General features: G+C 64.3%; 14 protein-coding genes. 4 read left to right on the top strand and 10 right to left on the bottom strand.

The features are described 5' to 3' along the window. The first annotated feature begins 142 nt into the window (after window positions 1-142). Together NKI50_RS10725 and NKI50_RS10720 are read left to right on the top strand one after the other, a co-directional pair. A complete protein-coding gene (locus NKI50_RS10725) occupies window positions 143-928 on the top strand; it encodes a DUF899 domain-containing protein (RefSeq protein WP_352716488.1) in 786 nt (261 codons plus the stop codon). 98 nt (window positions 929-1,026) lie between these two features. Further along, on the top strand, window positions 1,027-1,293 hold the full coding sequence (locus NKI50_RS10720) for a hypothetical protein (protein ID WP_352591846.1): 267 nt from the start codon (window positions 1,027-1,029) through the stop codon (window positions 1,291-1,293). A gap of 46 nt (window positions 1,294-1,339) precedes the next feature. Here NKI50_RS10720 and NKI50_RS10715 read toward each other — a convergent pair whose 3' ends face one another. The 7 genes from NKI50_RS10715 to bcoG all read right to left on the bottom strand — a co-directional run bounded on the left by NKI50_RS10715 (window position 1,340) and on the right by bcoG (window position 9,232). Continuing rightward, window positions 1,340-2,278 (bottom strand): alpha/beta hydrolase, encoded by a 939-nt coding sequence (locus NKI50_RS10715; RefSeq protein ID WP_352716486.1) that lies wholly within the window; start codon window positions 2,276-2,278, stop codon window positions 1,340-1,342. A gap of 219 nt (window positions 2,279-2,497) precedes the next feature. Further along, window positions 2,498-3,280 carry a carnitinyl-CoA dehydratase gene (locus tag NKI50_RS10710; protein ID WP_352716484.1) on the bottom strand — a complete coding sequence of 261 codons (783 nt, stop codon included), beginning with the start codon at window positions 3,278-3,280 and terminating at the stop codon, window positions 2,498-2,500. Beyond that, a complete protein-coding gene (locus NKI50_RS10705; RefSeq protein ID WP_352716574.1) occupies window positions 3,273-5,351 on the bottom strand; it encodes an acetate--CoA ligase family protein in 2,079 nt (692 codons plus the stop codon). The genes NKI50_RS10710 and NKI50_RS10705 overlap by 8 nt, the downstream gene beginning before the upstream one ends. A 64-nt stretch (window positions 5,352-5,415) precedes the next feature. Next, window positions 5,416-6,579: an acyl-CoA dehydrogenase family protein gene (locus NKI50_RS10700; RefSeq protein WP_023718315.1), complete on the bottom strand. Its 1,164-nt coding sequence runs from the start codon at window positions 6,577-6,579 to the stop codon at window positions 5,416-5,418. Between the two features lie 4 nt (window positions 6,580-6,583). Next, window positions 6,584-7,657, bottom strand: coding sequence for a carnitine 3-dehydrogenase (locus NKI50_RS10695; RefSeq protein WP_352716482.1), 1,074 nt, complete (start codon window positions 7,655-7,657; stop codon window positions 6,584-6,586). After that, window positions 7,654-8,283 carry an HD domain-containing protein gene (locus NKI50_RS10690; RefSeq protein WP_352716480.1) on the bottom strand — a complete coding sequence of 210 codons (630 nt, stop codon included), beginning with the start codon at window positions 8,281-8,283 and terminating at the stop codon, window positions 7,654-7,656. Before NKI50_RS10690 ends, NKI50_RS10695 begins: the two co-directional genes overlap by 4 nt. Window positions 8,284-8,320: 37 nt before the next feature. Continuing rightward, complete coding sequence (gene bcoG, locus NKI50_RS10685) at window positions 8,321-9,232, bottom strand: 3-dehydrocarnitine:acetyl-CoA trimethylamine transferase BcoG (RefSeq protein WP_352716478.1); 912 nt, start codon at window positions 9,230-9,232, stop codon at window positions 8,321-8,323. A 76-nt stretch (window positions 9,233-9,308) separates the two neighbouring features. On the opposite strand from bcoG, the gene NKI50_RS10680 reads away from it, so the two are divergent. Further along, window positions 9,309-10,289 (top strand): GlxA family transcriptional regulator, encoded by a 981-nt coding sequence (locus NKI50_RS10680; protein ID WP_352716476.1) that lies wholly within the window; start codon window positions 9,309-9,311, stop codon window positions 10,287-10,289. Window positions 10,290-10,295: 6 nt separating this feature from the next. Here the strand turns inward: NKI50_RS10680 and NKI50_RS10675 are convergent, their stop codons facing one another. After that, window positions 10,296-10,505, bottom strand: a complete 210-nt coding sequence (locus NKI50_RS10675; RefSeq protein ID WP_023718320.1) for a hypothetical protein — start codon at window positions 10,503-10,505, stop codon at window positions 10,296-10,298. Window positions 10,506-10,671: 166 nt separating this feature from the next. Beyond that, complete coding sequence (locus NKI50_RS10670; protein ID WP_352716474.1) at window positions 10,672-11,328, bottom strand: O-methyltransferase; 657 nt, start codon at window positions 11,326-11,328, stop codon at window positions 10,672-10,674. Between the two features lie 93 nt (window positions 11,329-11,421). Here NKI50_RS10670 and NKI50_RS10665 point away from each other — a divergent pair, with 93 nt between their 5' ends. Next, window positions 11,422-12,054, top strand: a complete 633-nt coding sequence (locus tag NKI50_RS10665; protein ID WP_352716472.1) for a TetR/AcrR family transcriptional regulator — start codon at window positions 11,422-11,424, stop codon at window positions 12,052-12,054. A gap of 127 nt (window positions 12,055-12,181) precedes the next feature. Here the strand turns inward: NKI50_RS10665 and xylA are convergent, their stop codons facing one another. Next, on the bottom strand, window positions 12,182-13,507 hold the full coding sequence (gene xylA / locus NKI50_RS10660) for a xylose isomerase (RefSeq protein ID WP_023718323.1): 1,326 nt from the start codon (window positions 13,505-13,507) through the stop codon (window positions 12,182-12,184). Between the last annotated feature and the right edge of the window lie 92 nt (window positions 13,508-13,599).

Here is a 13,599-nt window from a genome sequence, read left to right as displayed (position 1 = left end):
GGCGAAATTGGCCGTGATCAGCGAACCCGTCGGAATCGCGTCACACTTGTCACTCTCGCCAATCCGCTATCAGCCCCTATCCTATCTCACGACCCAACACGTCGCGCCGGTGCGGGCGACAAACCAGCAAGGGAGATGCACAATGACGGCACATCAGAATGGCACAGGCGAGCAGGCGACGCGGCTCGCGATGAAGACACCACCGGTCGTTTCGCCTGACGCATGGGAGGCCGCGCGCCAGCAGCTGCTCGTGAAGGAGAAGACCATGACCCGGGCTCGCGACGCACTGGCCGCCGAGCGCCGGCGGATGCCATGGGTGGCGGTGGAGAAGTCCTATACGTTCGAAGGGCCTGACGGAAAGGTGAGCCTGCTCGACCTGTTCGAGGGCCGCCGCCAGCTGGTCGTCTACCGCGCCTTCTTCGAGCCCGGCGTATTCGGCTGGCCCGACCACGCCTGCCGCGGCTGCTCGCTGGGGGCGGACCAGGTCGGCAACCTTGCCCATCTGAATGCCCGCGACACCACGCTTGCCTACGCCTCGCGCGCACCGCAGGCCGACATTGCGCGGCTGAAGGCGCGGATGGACTGGAAGATGCCCTGGTACACCATCACCGACAGCTTCGATGCTGATTTCGGCGTTGACGAGTGGCACGGCCATAACGTGTTCATCCGCGACGGCGATCGCGTGTTCCGCACCTACTTCATCAACAACCGCGGCGACGAGGCGATGGGGACCGTGTGGAGCTATCTCGACCTGTCGCCACTCGGCCGGCAGGAGGTTTGGGAGGATTCGCCCGAGGGCTATCCGCAAACGCCGACGTACAAGTGGTGGAACTGGCACGACAATTACGGCGCCGAAGCCGTTCCCGACAAAAAGTGGGTCGAAGTGTCGGACGCCGGAGAGGCTGCGTTCCGGAACCGCACTGAATAGAACGTCTCTGGCGTCGCGGAAATGCGGCTAGGACAATTGGAGGAGCGGGATGCACGGTTCATTCGACCGCATCCCGCTCGCTATGTAGGACTACGGACATGAGCGAGATTCATGCAGGCGGATCCACCGGCGATGCGAGCCCGGCCGGCCATAGCGCAGCCGATTGGCTGTCCTTTGCGGCCGCGCCGACCTTCGCAACCATGGCGCTGCTGACGTTTCTCGGCGGAGCGCCGGATATGATGTGCTCGACCGGGCAAGAGGCGTCACCGCTGGGCGGCATGGTCCCGATGTACCTGCTGATGAGCGGCTTTCATTTAGGACCTTGGTTGAAGCAGGTTTCCGGCCGACGACGCCGCCGCAAATAGAGCTGTACCGGCCGACAAAGGCCCGTTCTGGTCGGGAAGACATCCCTCACCAGATCCACTCGCCCCTTCCCAAGACCGCTACCGCATCGACAATCCGGGTAAAGCTCGAGCGGGCGCGGCCGGCCGTGTGCCTGGCGCGCAAATAGCCATGCACCAGTCCCGGCTCCTCGAACCACCAGGCGCGCCCGCCTGCAGCAATGATGCGGTCGCGATAGGCTTCGCCGTCCGACGACAGCGGGTCGCATTCGGCGGTGATCACGACGGTAGGCGGCAGATTGGCAAAGTCGGCGTCGGCGAGCGGCGACAAGGTGAGATCGCCGGTGCGGTCCTCGCCCCCGGTCCTGATGTCCCTGTAGAAAACGAGGTCGCGCACGTTAAGCATCGGCGCTTCCGCGTGGGTGACGTAGGAGCCGGCGGAGCTGTCGCCGCCAAGGCCGGGATAGACCAGAATCTGGCCGATCGGCTTGCGCGCATGGCCGCGCGTCGCGTGGCTGACGGCGGCGGCGAGATTGCCGCCGGCGCTATCGCCGCACAGCAGGATAGGACGCTCGTAGGTGGTCGACGCCCATTCGAAGGCGCTGATGGCATCGTCGACGGCGGCCGGATGAAGGTGTTCCGGCGCCAGCCGGTAGTCGACCGAAACCACTTCGTAGCCGGTGCGGCCGCAAAGCTCGGCGCAAAGGTCGTCATGGCTGTCGAGCCCGCCGAGGATAAAACCGCCGCCATGGAAATAAAGCACCATCGCCGCCGCTTCCGGCGCCGGGGCGCGGTAGACGCGGATCGGGATGTGCCAGGGTGTGGCAATGGCGGTGGTTTCCGCCGTGACGCCTTGGGGATAGCCGGCAAAGAACTCGCGGCACATCCGGTTATAGATCTCGCGCTGCTCGGCGATGGTGTAGTCGATCGTATCGGGTGGATAATAGGAATTGGTCCGCTCGATGAAGGCCCAGGTCTCGGCGTCGATGAGGGTTTTGTAGTTGGTCATGGGCGCCGAATGGGCCGCCAAGGTTGAGCTTGGACACCCCCCTCTGGCCTGCCGGCCATCTCCCCCGCAAGGGGGGAGATCGGCAGCTTTGGCCTTGCCGCTTGTCCTGCAACGCTGGAAATTGGCGAAATCCGATGCGACATCCGATCTCCCCACTTGCGGGGGAGATGCCCGGCAGGGCAGAGGGGGGTGTGAAGGATCGCCATCATCTCCGCAGCGTCACTTCCCCTTCCACACCGGGTCGCGCTTCTCGGCAAAGGCGCGAAAACCCTCGAGATTGTCCTCCGAGCCGTAGAGTGCGTCAACCGTTGGCAGCTGCCGGCGCGTCACCCGGTTCATCGCGTCCTGGAACGTCAGCGATTCTGCGACCCTGGCCGTTTCCTTGATCGCGGCGAAGACCAGCGGCGGGCCGCTGGCGAGCAGCCGCGCGATCTCCCAGACGCGGTCCTCCAGCCTGTCCTTGGGCAGCACCTCGTTGACCAGGCCCCAGCGATGCGCCTCGGCGACATCCATCCAGCGGCCGGTGAGCAAAAGGTCCATGGCGACATGGTAGGGGATGCGCTTCGGCAGCTTGATCGTCGCCGCATCGGCCAGCGTGCCGGCGCGGATTTCGGGCAGCGCGAAGGAGGAGTGGTCCGACGCATAGATGAGGTCGCAGGACAGCGCCAGCTCGAAGCCGCCGCCGACCGCCATGCCGTTGACGCAGGCTATCACCGGCTTGTTGAGGTCGCGCAGTTCCTGCAGCCCGCCGAAGCCGCCGACGCCATAGTCGCCGTCAACCGCGTCGCCGCCGGCCGCGGCCTTCAGGTCCCAGCCGGCGCAGAAGAACTTGTCGCCGGCGGTCTTGACGATGGCGACGCGCAGCTCGGGATCGTCGCGGAACGCCTTGAACGTCTCGCCCATCAGCCGCGACGTCTTCAGGTCGATGGCGTTGGCCTTGGGCCGGTCGAGCGTGACTTCGAGGATCGTGCCCTCGCGGCGGGTGGTGATGATTTCAGCCATTCTTCTTGCCTCCCAGCACCAGCAGCGCATCGGCGATCCAGGCGCCCTTGCCCTCGGCGCAGACGATCAGCGGATTGATGTCGAGTTCCTCGATCTCGCCGGCATTTTGCTGCACGAAGCCGGCAATGCCCGATATCGCCTGTATTGCCGCCGTGACATCGGCCTTCGGCCGGCCGCGATAGCCGTCGAGCAGCGGGAACAGTTTCAGCCCGCGCAAAGCGGCCTCGATGTCGTCACGGGTCGCCGGCAGCATCAGCGTGACGCTGTCGCGCAACAGCTCGACCAGCACGCCGCCGGTGCCGAGCGTCATCACCGCGCCGAACATCGGGTCGCGGGTGAAGCCGACCAGCAGCTCGGCGACGCCATCGCGCACCATGCGCTCGACATAAAGGCCGGTGCCGAGCGGGCCGAGATCATGGGCGGCGGTGCTGACGGATTCGGCATCCCTCAAATTGAGCCGGACCGCGTCGAGCTCGGATTTGTGGATGACGCCAAGAGCCTTCAGCGCTACCGGGAAGCCGAGCGCCATCGAGGAGATCACAGCCTCGACCGCGTTGCCGGCGCGCTCGCCCTTCGGCACCGGGAGCCCGGCCTCGATGAGCCGCGCTTTCGCCTCCGCCTCGTCCGGGGTGATATGGTCGCCGGCCGGCGCGCCAGACGCCGAGGTGTCGATCGGCTGCGCCAGCGGCTCGCGCCACGCCCAGCCGATGAAGGCTGCCGCCTGGGCGGCGTCCATGGCCTCGGAAATGCCGAACAGCGGCACCATGCCCCGCGCCATCAGCCCTGCAGTGTATTCCTCGGGCAGGTTCTCCGGCAGCGAGGAGACGATCGCGCCTTGCGCGCTGTTGGTCTTCAGCGCCGCTTCGAAGGCGCGCAGCGTCGCCCACCAGTCGGTGTCGGAGCAGCGGTCGGGGCGCGGAAAGTCGAGCACCAGCATGTTGAGGTCGAAGCCGCCAGACACCATGGCGGTGAAGGTGGCGGTCATCGCCGGCTCGTTGTTCCAGATGAAGGTATGGTAGTCGAGCGGGTTGGCCACCGCGACCAGCGGGCCGAGCGTCGATTTGACCTGAATGCGATGCTCGGCGGTGAGAGGCGGAAAGGTCACCCAGCGGCCTTCGGCGCTGTCGGCCATGACGGACGCCTCGCCGCCCGAACAGCTCATCGACGACAGCCGGTAGCCGGGCAGGGGACCGGTGACGTGCAGCAGCTTCAGCGCCTCGATGAAGGCCGGGATCGAATCGATGCGGGCGATGCCGAGCCGCTTCAGGAACGCGCCGGACGCTGCGTCCGAGCCGGCCAGCGACGCGGTATGCGAGACGGTCGCCTGCCGCGCCTGCTCGGAGCGGCCGACCTTCATGGCGATAACAGGCTTCTTCAGCTCTCGTGCCCGTGCCGCCAGCCTTTCGAAGCCGGCTACCGAGTCGAAGGCCTCGATATGCAGGCCGAGCGCGGTGACGCGGTCGTCCTCGATCAGGCCGAGCGCCATTTCGGAAAGCCCGGTCTGCGCCTGGTTGCCGGCGGTCATCAGAAAGGCGATCGGCAGGCCGCGCTTCTGCATCGTCATGTTGATGGCGATGTTCGACGACTGGGTGATGATGGCAACGCCGCGACCGCCTTCAGGCAGCCTGATGCCGCCATGCTGGTCGGGCCACAAAAGCGCGCCGTCGGCGTAATTGATCAGCCCATAGCAGTTCGGCCCGATGATCGGCATGGGACCCGCCGCCGCGACCAGCTCGGCCTGCAGCCGCTCGCCGTCCTCGTCATAGGCCTCGGTTTCGAGGAAGCCGGCGGCGAAGCAGACCGCACCGCCGGCGCCGCGCTCGGCCAGCGCCTTGACCACTTCGATGGTCAAGTGCCGGTTGACGCCGATGAAAGCGGCATCCGGCGCACCGGGCAATTCGGCCACCGAGCGATACGCCTTGCGGCCGGCGACCTCGTCCTTGCTCGGATGCACGGGCCAGATCTCGCCGGCAAAGCCCATCTTGATCGACTGCGCGACGACGGCAGCAGCCTGCACGCCACCGAAGACTGCGATCGTTCGTGGGCGCAAAAGCCGCTCAAGTTTGTGCATCGTCATCTTTTCGTTTGAGCATGATCTTTTCCAAAAACCGGATTCCACTTTTTGGGATCATGCTCTAGCCCCCGAACGGGCGCAGCAGCGCCCGCGAGATGATGTGGCGCTGGATTTCCGAGGTGCCTTCCCAGATGCGCTCGACGCGGGCGTCGCGCCAGATGCGTTCCAGCGGCAGATCGTCCATCAGCCCCATGCCGCCATGGATCTGGATCGCCTCGTCGGCGACGAAGGCGAGCATCTCGGTGGCCTTCAGCTTGGCCATGGCCATGTCCTGGTCGGTAACGGTGCCCTGATCGTACTTCCAGCCGGCTTCGAACACCATCAGGTCGGCGGCCTTCAGCTCGGTCGCCATGTCGGCGAGCTTGAACGACACGCCCTGGAACTTGCCGATCGGCTGGCCGAATTGCTGGCGCTGCGCGGCGTATTCGATGGCGTGGCCAAGCGCCCGTTCGGCGCGGCCGAGGCAGGTGGCGCCGACCTGCAGGCGCGTCGCGCCAAGCCATGAATTGGCGACGTCGAAGCCCTTGTGCACCTCGCCCAGAACCTGAGTGGCCGGCAGACGGCAATCGTCGAATTCGAGGATGGCATTGGTGTAGCCGCGATGCGAGACGTTGCGGTAGCCGTCGCGCACGGTAAAGCCCTTGGTGCCCTTGTCGACGAAGAAGGCGGTGATCTTCTTGCGTTTTCCACGCGAAGACTCTTCCTCCCCCGAGGCCATGAAGACGATGGCGAAATCGGCGAGGTCGGCGTGGCTTATGAAATGCTTGGTGCCGTTCAGCACCCAGTCGTCGCCGTCCTGCACGGCGGTTGCCTTCATGCCGCGCAAATCGGAGCCGGCGCCCGGCTCGGTCATTGCCAGGCAATCCCATTTTTCGCCGCGAATGCACGGGAACAGATACTTCTCGCGCTGCTCCGGCGTGCCGGCAAGGAGGATGTTGGAAGGCCGCGCCACGCAGGTCCAGTGCAGCGCGTAATTGGCGCGGCCGAGCTCCTTTTCATAGAGCAGCCAGGTCACCGTATCGAGCCCGGCGCCGCCGACATCGGCCGGCATGTTGGCGGCATAGAGACCAGCTTCGATCGCCTTGGCCTTGATCTCCTCGATCAGCTCACGGCGCAGCACGCCGGTGCGCTCCACTTCGCGCTCATGCGGGTAAAGCTCGTTCTCGACGAAGGCCCGCGTCGTCTCGACGATGAGCTTCTGTTCCTCCGAAAGACCAAAATCCATGGTCTCAGCCTTTCTTCTTTTTCTTCGGCTTTTCAGCCTTGGCCTTCTCGGCAGCCTTGGAGGCGGTGGGCTTCTTCGCCGCAAGCTTAGCCAGCTGCCTGGTATAGTCCTTATGCAGGGCGCCGGCGCCCCAGCCTTTGCCTTTGTTCTGCTTCGACAGTGCCTCCATGATCGCGACCAGATTGTCGTCGCGGATCTTTTCGAGTTCGCGGATCGACAGACCGTGCGCCTGGTCGTCCGACTGGGTCGCGATCAGCTCGACCAATTCGTCGTTGAACTCCGGCACATCCATCAGCTTGGTCCATGGCCATTTCAGGCACGGGCCGAACTGCGCCATGAAGTGGCGCATGCCGGCCTCGCCGCCGGCGACACGATAGACCTGGAACATGCCCATCTGCGCCCAGCGCAGGCCGAAGCCATAGCGCATGATGTCGTCAAGCTCCTCGACCGTGCAGATGCCGTCCTTGACCAGCCACAGCGCCTCGCGCCAGGCCGCTTCGAGCAGGCGGTCGCCGACAAAGGCTTCGATCTCCTTGCGGATCACCACCGGCTTCATGCCGATCGAGGCATACATCTCCTTGGCGACTTCGATCGCCTCGGGAAAGGTCTGTTCGCCGCCGACGATTTCGACCAGTGGCAAGAGATAGACGGGGTTGAACGGATGGCCGACCACCAACCGCTCCGGATGCTTCTTCATCGCCACCTGCATGTCGGTCGGCTTGATGCCGGAGGTGGAGGAGCCGACAATGGCGTTGGCCGGCGCATAAAGGTCGATCTCGGCCAGCACGCGGTGCTTGAGGTCGAGCCGCTCCGGCACGCTTTCCTGGATGAAGTCGGCATCGGCGACCGCCTCGGCGATCGTCTTGGCGAAAGTGAGCTTGCCCTCTTTCGGCAGGCCGCCGGGCAGCATCTGCTTGTAGGCGCGTCGCGCTCCCTTCATCACCTCGCCGACCTTGCGTGACGCCTCGGGGTCGGGATCGAAGATCGACACGTCGATGCCGTTGAGCAGCAGCCGCGCGACCCAGCCGGCGCCGATGACGCCGCCGCCGATGGCTGCCGCCTTGTTGATGATGCTCATGCGGAGGCTCCGGTTCTTGTGCTGGCTGTTGCGGGGTCGGTGAGGGCGACACGCTCGCCGGCACGGATCACGGACGCGTCATAGGCCTTGCGCGCGAACACTTCGAGCACGAAGGGCCGGAAGAAATCGATCGGCAATGTCTCGTAATCCGGGTCGAAGCTCGACTGGTCCCAGCGCTCGCAAAACTCATCGCAATCGTCGAAGTAGATGTGCCCGGCGAAACGGTCGCGGGCGTGCGGGTTGCCGCCGAGGTGATGTGCGTAATAGAGGCGCTGGAAGTCGCCGTGCTTTTCCACCACCCAGGTGCATTGCTCGCGTACAAAGGGCTTCAGGATCGACGCTGCATATTCGTCGTGATTATAGGGCGCGTAGATGTCGCCGATGTCGTGCAGCAAGGCGCAGGCAATCCAGTCGGTGTCGGCGCCGTCGCGCCAGGCCCGCGTCGCCGCCTGCACCGAATGGCCGAGCCGGGTGATCTTGTAGCCCGACAGCCCTTCGTCGAGCTGGACAAGCGCGTCGAGCAGACGCTCACCGGTCTTTGCCGCATAGTCGATCTCGTGCTCGGTGAGGAAGGCATAGTCCTCGCGGTCGCCGTCCTTCATGGCGGTGAACTTCACGGTCTTCATCGGCGGCTCCTCCCAGCCGGGTTCTTCCCGCCCTTGCTCAAAGCGGTGCGCGCTTCGTCAGGTTCAGCTTCTTGCGGACTTCGTCCGGGCCGATGACCCTTGCGCCCATGTTCGACACGATGCTGACCGCCCGCTCGACCAACTGCGCATTGGTCGCCAGCACACCCTTGTCGAGCCAGAGATTATCCTCGAGCCCGACACGGACATTGCCGCCGGCCAGCACCGCGGCAGCGGCATAGGCCATCTGGTTGCGGCCGATGGAAAAGGCCGACCAGGTCCAGCTCGACGGCACGTTGTTGACCATCGCCATGAAGGTGTTGAGATCATCTGGCGCCCCCCACGGCACGCCCATGCACAATTGCACGAGAGCATCCGGATCCAGCACCTTTTCCTCGACCAGCTGCTTGGCAAACCACAGATGCCCGGTGTCGAAGGCCTCGATCTCCGGCTTGACGCCGAGCGCCGTCATCATGCCGCCCATGGCGCGCAGCATGCCGGGCGTGTTGGTCATGACATAGTCGGCTTCGGCGAAATTCATGGTGCCGCAGTCGAGCGTGCAGATCTCCGGCAAGCACTGGCGAACATGTTCCACGCGGTTGGTCGCACCGCCCATATCCGTGCCTTTTTCGTTCAGCGGCAGGGGGGTTTCCGGTGGGCCGAATACCATGTCGCCGCCCATGCCGGCGGTCAGGTTCAAAACGACATCAACGTTTGCCGCGCGGATGCGCTCGGTTACCTCGCGGTAGAGATGCACGTCGCGCCTAGGCTTGCCGGTCTCGGGATCGCGCACATGGCAGTGCACGATCGCAGCCCCTGCCTTTGCCGCCTCGATGGCCGAATCGGCGATCTGCTTGGGCGAGCGCGGCACGTGCGGGCTGCGGTCCTGCGAACTGCCGGACCCGGTCACGGCACAGGTAATGAAAACCTCACGGTTCATCGCTAACGGCATCGGACTCTCTCCCAATAGAACGTAGGGCAAGAATGCCTGACTTGCCGGAAACTGTTTTGCGTTTTACGAAGATCATGTGACCAAAACCGAAAAACCGACGATCTTTCGTGCCGAACGTTTGCCGCTCAAGGTGACGCTGCTGGTATTCTCCGGCTCGTCGATCATGTGTGTTGCGTCGGCTGTCGATCCGTTGCGCGCCGCCAACCGCATTGCCGGTGAGACCCTTTTCGATTTCAGGCTGGTCTCGGTCACAGGCGAGGCGCCGGTCACCACATGCGGCCTGCCGGTGGCGGTCAGCGGCCGCTTCGATGCGGCTGACACAACCGACATGCTGGTCGTCGTCGCCGGCTTCGGCACGCAGAATTATGCCACTTCGGTCTTGCTGTCCGGACTGCGCCGGGCGGCGCGCGCGGCACGCGCCTGCGGCGGTGTCGAGGCCGGCACCTGGCTGGTGGCGCGCGCGGGCTTGCTGGAGGGGCGCAGCGCCACCACCCACTGGGAGGATATGGAGGATTTTTCTTCGGCCTTTCCCGGCGTCGACGTGCGCCCCGACCGCTACGTCATCGACGGTCCCGTATTCACCTCTGGCGGCGCCTCGCCGACCTTCGACCTGATGCTGCATCTGATCCGCACGCGGCTCGGCATGGCCGTGGCGCTCGATGTCGCGAGCGTCTTCATCTACGACCAGGCGCGCGCCGCGACCGACGCGCAGCCGCTGGTCTCGCTCGGCCGTCTTGACGGCTACGATCCCAGGCTGGCGCAAGCCATCCGGCTGATGGAAGCGCATGTCGACCAGCCCCTGACTGTCGCCGCCGTGGCCAAGCGCGCCGGGGTGACGGCGCGGACGCTGGAAAGTATCTTTCGCAAGTCGATCGGCGAAACGCCGGGCGCCTATTATCTCAGGCTGCGCCTCGGCGCCGCGCGCCGGCTGGTGGTCGATACGCGCATCGCCATGGCGGACATTGCCGGGCGAACGGGGTTTTCGTCCGCCGCGGCATTTTCCAGAGCGTTTTCAAGAGCGTTCGGCGAAGCGCCGGTCAGGCTGCGCCTGAGATAGTGGGGATCAGGCAGCGTCTTGGCGGACGCTGTTGCCGTCGATCTGCGAGCGCATCTGTCTCGCCAGATGGGTCTCGAAGCGGCTGGCGACCGCGCGATCCCATTCGTTTGCACTCAGCGCACCATGCTTGGGGTGCGGCAGCGCCATCAGCCGGTCGATGATCGATCCGGCCTCGCCAGATGAGAGCAGGGCGTCGATTTCGCGTTCGTGCTGCATATCGTTTCGCCTCCTTCTTTCTGATTCCCGCCACGAACCACACTATAGGAACTCCGTGACGGCTGTTTGAAGGCAAGAGCGAGGCGATTGATGGGCGATGCCGGGCAAAGTTTTGTCCGCCGCCGCCCATCTTGGGCACGATCTTTCCGACAGATCAGGCGGTGCGTCAGCCGAGCCGCATGGACAGTTCGACATCCTCGCCGAACGGCGTGGACATGTAGCCGCTTCCGGTCGAGCGCACCCGCGAGAGGTATTCGGGGCAAAGATCGGCATTGTCGGCAACGACCAAGGCGCCCGGCCTGAGGCGACTTTCAACTAGGGTCAAGACCTCGGGATAGAGCGCTTTGGCGCCATCGAGCAGCAGCAGGTCGACCGTTTCGGGAAGATCGACGCTTAATGTTTGCAGCGCGTCTCCCTCTCGGATTTCCACCATGTCGATGAGACCGCCTGCTGTGAGGTTGCTCCTGGCGCGCGCCACCTTGGATGGCTCGAACTCGCTGGTGATCAGGCGCCCGCCGCCATTGTCCCGCAAGGCTGCGGCAAGGTGCAGGGTCGAGATGCCGAACGAGGTTCCAAATTCGACGATCGTCCGGGCGCCGCTGCTCCGTGCCAGCATGTAGAGCAGCGTGCCGGTCTCTCGCGAAACGGGAAGCCAGAGATCCTTTAGCCGCCCGTAGAAATCGAGGTATTCGGTCTTGCTCCGAATGAAGCGGCTCCGCTCCTCGGCGGAGAGCTCCGCCACGGCATGGCTCGTTGCCGCAGCGGCTTCCTCGAACAGGCGGTCCAGCAGGGGCGCCAGCGGCGTTGTCGTCAGTGTGGTCATATTGGTCTCCAGTCAAAATTGAATGCGTTCTTGTGCGGCATTCAAAATACGACTAATCATTCGCATTCACTAATCGCATTGGCGCGCCTCTCAATGAGCGATCACCGAAGTCCGCGGATTTCCTCGCGAAAACAGCCCAAGCAGGCCCGCTCGGCGGAGCTCGTTGCTGCGATTTTGGAGGCTGCTGTTCAGGTTTTGGCGAGGGAAGGCGCGCAGCGCTTCACCACGGCGCGGGTGGCCGAGAAGGCCGGTGTCAGCGTCGGATCGCTGTATCAGTATTTTCCGAACAAGGCGGCGATCCTGTTTCGGCTCCAGAGCGACGAATGGCGGCAGACGACCGACTTGCTGCGCGACATCCTCGAGGATATCAGGAAACCGCCGCTTGAACGGCTGCGCGGCCTGGTCCACGCCTTCCTCCGCTCGGAGTGTGACGAGGCTGCGGTGCGTGTGGCGCTTGACGACGCCGCACCGCTTTACCGCGACGCGCCTGAGGCGCAGGCGGCAAGGGCGTCCGGAGACCGCACCATCCAGCTCTTCATGCAGGAGGCGCTGCCCAACGCCGCGCAAGCGACGCGCGAATTGGCCGGCGACCTGGTCATGACGACGCTGAGCACGGTGGGGAAGCAGTTCTCGGAGGCGCCCCGAACCCCGGCGGAGATCGAAGCCTACGCCGACGCCATGGCCGACATGTTCTGCGCCTACCTAAGAGGCCTCGATCACGGCTAGGACATATGCCAGGCCCGGTCAGCAAGCAGACCGAAAGTGTCGCACCGGGCAAACCTTGTCGGTTTCGGCCCCGCGGAAAGTCGTCAGCCGGCGGCCGCTGAACAATGCGGCCGCGAATCGGTACGCCTCAGACGTACCGGTTGACGATATTCTCGAGCAGTTCCTGGCGGCCGGATCGGGGCTGCGGCTCGATCTTCTCCTTGACGACGCGATCAGCAATTTCCTCCAGCGTGCGCTTGCCGGCAAGCATCGCCTTGGCCTCGGCCGAATCCCAGCCGGCATAGCGCTCGGCGAGCGGCGCCGACAGCGCCTTGTCCTCGACCATGCGTGCCGCTGCCTTGAGGCCTCGAGCGCAGCAATCCATGCCGCCGATATGACCGATCAGCAGATCCTGCGGATCGAGCGACTGGCGCCTGAGCTTGGCGTCGAAATTGGTGCCGCCGGTCTTGAAGCCGCCCGCCTGCAGTACGTGATAATAGGCGAGCGCCATCTCCGGTACATTGTTTGGGAACTGGTCGGTGTCCCAGCCCGATTGGTAGTCGTTGCGGTTCATGTCGATCGAGCCGAAAATGCCGAGCGCATTGGCCAGCGCCAGTTCATGCTCGAACGAATGGCCGGCCAGGATGGCGTGGCCTTGCTCGATGTTGAGCTTGACCTCGTTCTCCAGTCCGAAACGCTTGAGGAAGCCATAGACGGTGGCGACGTCGTAATCATACTGGTGCTTGGTCGGTTCCTGAGGCTTCGGCTCGATCAGGATGGTGCCTTCGAAGCCGATCCTGTGCTTGTAGTCGACGACCAGATTGAGAAAGCGGCCGGCCTGTTCCTGCTCGCGGGCAAGGTCGGTGTTGAGCAGCGTCTCATAGCCCTCGCGGCCGCCCCACAGCACGTAGTTCTCGCCGTTCAGCCGCTTGGTGATGTCGATGCAGTGTTTCACCGTCGCGGCCGAATAGGCAAAGACGTCCGGATCGGGATTGGTGGCGGCGCCCGACATGAAGCGGCGGTTGGAGAACAGGTTGGCCGTGCCCCACAACAGCTTGACGCCAGTCTGCTTCATCTTTCCCGAGAAATAATCGGCGATCTCGTCGAGCCGCGCCGCACTTTCGGAAAAGTCCCGGCCCTCCGGCCGCACATCGGCATCGTGGAAGCAGAAATAAGGCGCGCCCAGCAGCGAAAACATCTCGAAGGCGACGTCGGCCTTGAGCTTGGCCAGCTCCATCGTGTCGGTACCGCCGGCCTTGGGGAACCACGGCCGGTCAAACGTCTGGCCGCCGAACGGATCGCCGCCTGGCCAGGCAAAGGAATGCCAGTAGGCGACGGCAAAGCGCAGATGGTCTTCCAGCCGCTTGCCGGCGACGATCTCGTCGGGATTGTAGAACCGGTAGGCCAGCGGATTGGTCGAATCCGGTCCCTCATATTTGATCTGTTGGATGTCGCCGAAAAAACCGCTGGTCATGTTCTTTTCCTCTCGCATGGTTCGGCCTGATTACCTCAAGCGTAATTGGTTTCGCGCTGGCGCTGGTCGAAAAGGCTCATGTCAAGAGCATC

Source organism: Mesorhizobium sp. M0563, assembly GCF_040321065.1.
Classification (GTDB): domain Bacteria; phylum Pseudomonadota; class Alphaproteobacteria; order Rhizobiales; family Rhizobiaceae; genus Mesorhizobium.
Note: the sequence above shows the minus strand (reverse complement) of the source record. Positions and strands in the feature narration are given on the sequence as shown.

Excerpts from the sequence above, each read along its gene's own strand:
- NKI50_RS10725 (WP_352716488.1), top strand. The coding sequence starts at position 143 with ATGACGGCACATCAGAATGGCACAGGCGAGCAGGCGACGCGGCTCGCG.
- NKI50_RS10720 (WP_352591846.1), top strand. The coding sequence starts at position 1,027 with ATGAGCGAGATTCATGCAGGCGGATCCACCGGCGATGCGAGCCCGGCC.
- NKI50_RS10715 (WP_352716486.1), bottom strand. The coding sequence starts at position 2,278 with ATGACCAACTACAAAACCCTCATCGACGCCGAGACCTGGGCCTTCATC.
- NKI50_RS10710 (WP_352716484.1), bottom strand. The coding sequence starts at position 3,280 with ATGGCTGAAATCATCACCACCCGCCGCGAGGGCACGATCCTCGAAGTC.
- NKI50_RS10705 (WP_352716574.1), bottom strand. The coding sequence starts at position 5,351 with ATGCACAAACTTGAGCGGCTTTTGCGCCCACGAACGATCGCAGTCTTC.
- NKI50_RS10700 (WP_023718315.1), bottom strand. The coding sequence starts at position 6,579 with ATGGATTTTGGTCTTTCGGAGGAACAGAAGCTCATCGTCGAGACGACG.
- NKI50_RS10695 (WP_352716482.1), bottom strand. The coding sequence starts at position 7,657 with ATGAGCATCATCAACAAGGCGGCAGCCATCGGCGGCGGCGTCATCGGC.
- NKI50_RS10690 (WP_352716480.1), bottom strand. The coding sequence starts at position 8,283 with ATGAAGACCGTGAAGTTCACCGCCATGAAGGACGGCGACCGCGAGGAC.
- bcoG (WP_352716478.1), bottom strand. The coding sequence starts at position 9,232 with ATGCCGTTAGCGATGAACCGTGAGGTTTTCATTACCTGTGCCGTGACC.
- NKI50_RS10675 (WP_023718320.1), bottom strand. The coding sequence starts at position 10,505 with ATGCAGCACGAACGCGAAATCGACGCCCTGCTCTCATCTGGCGAGGCC.
- NKI50_RS10670 (WP_352716474.1), bottom strand. The coding sequence starts at position 11,328 with ATGACCACACTGACGACAACGCCGCTGGCGCCCCTGCTGGACCGCCTG.
- NKI50_RS10665 (WP_352716472.1), top strand. The coding sequence starts at position 11,422 with ATGAGCGATCACCGAAGTCCGCGGATTTCCTCGCGAAAACAGCCCAAG.
- xylA (WP_023718323.1), bottom strand. The coding sequence starts at position 13,507 with ATGACCAGCGGTTTTTTCGGCGACATCCAACAGATCAAATATGAGGGA.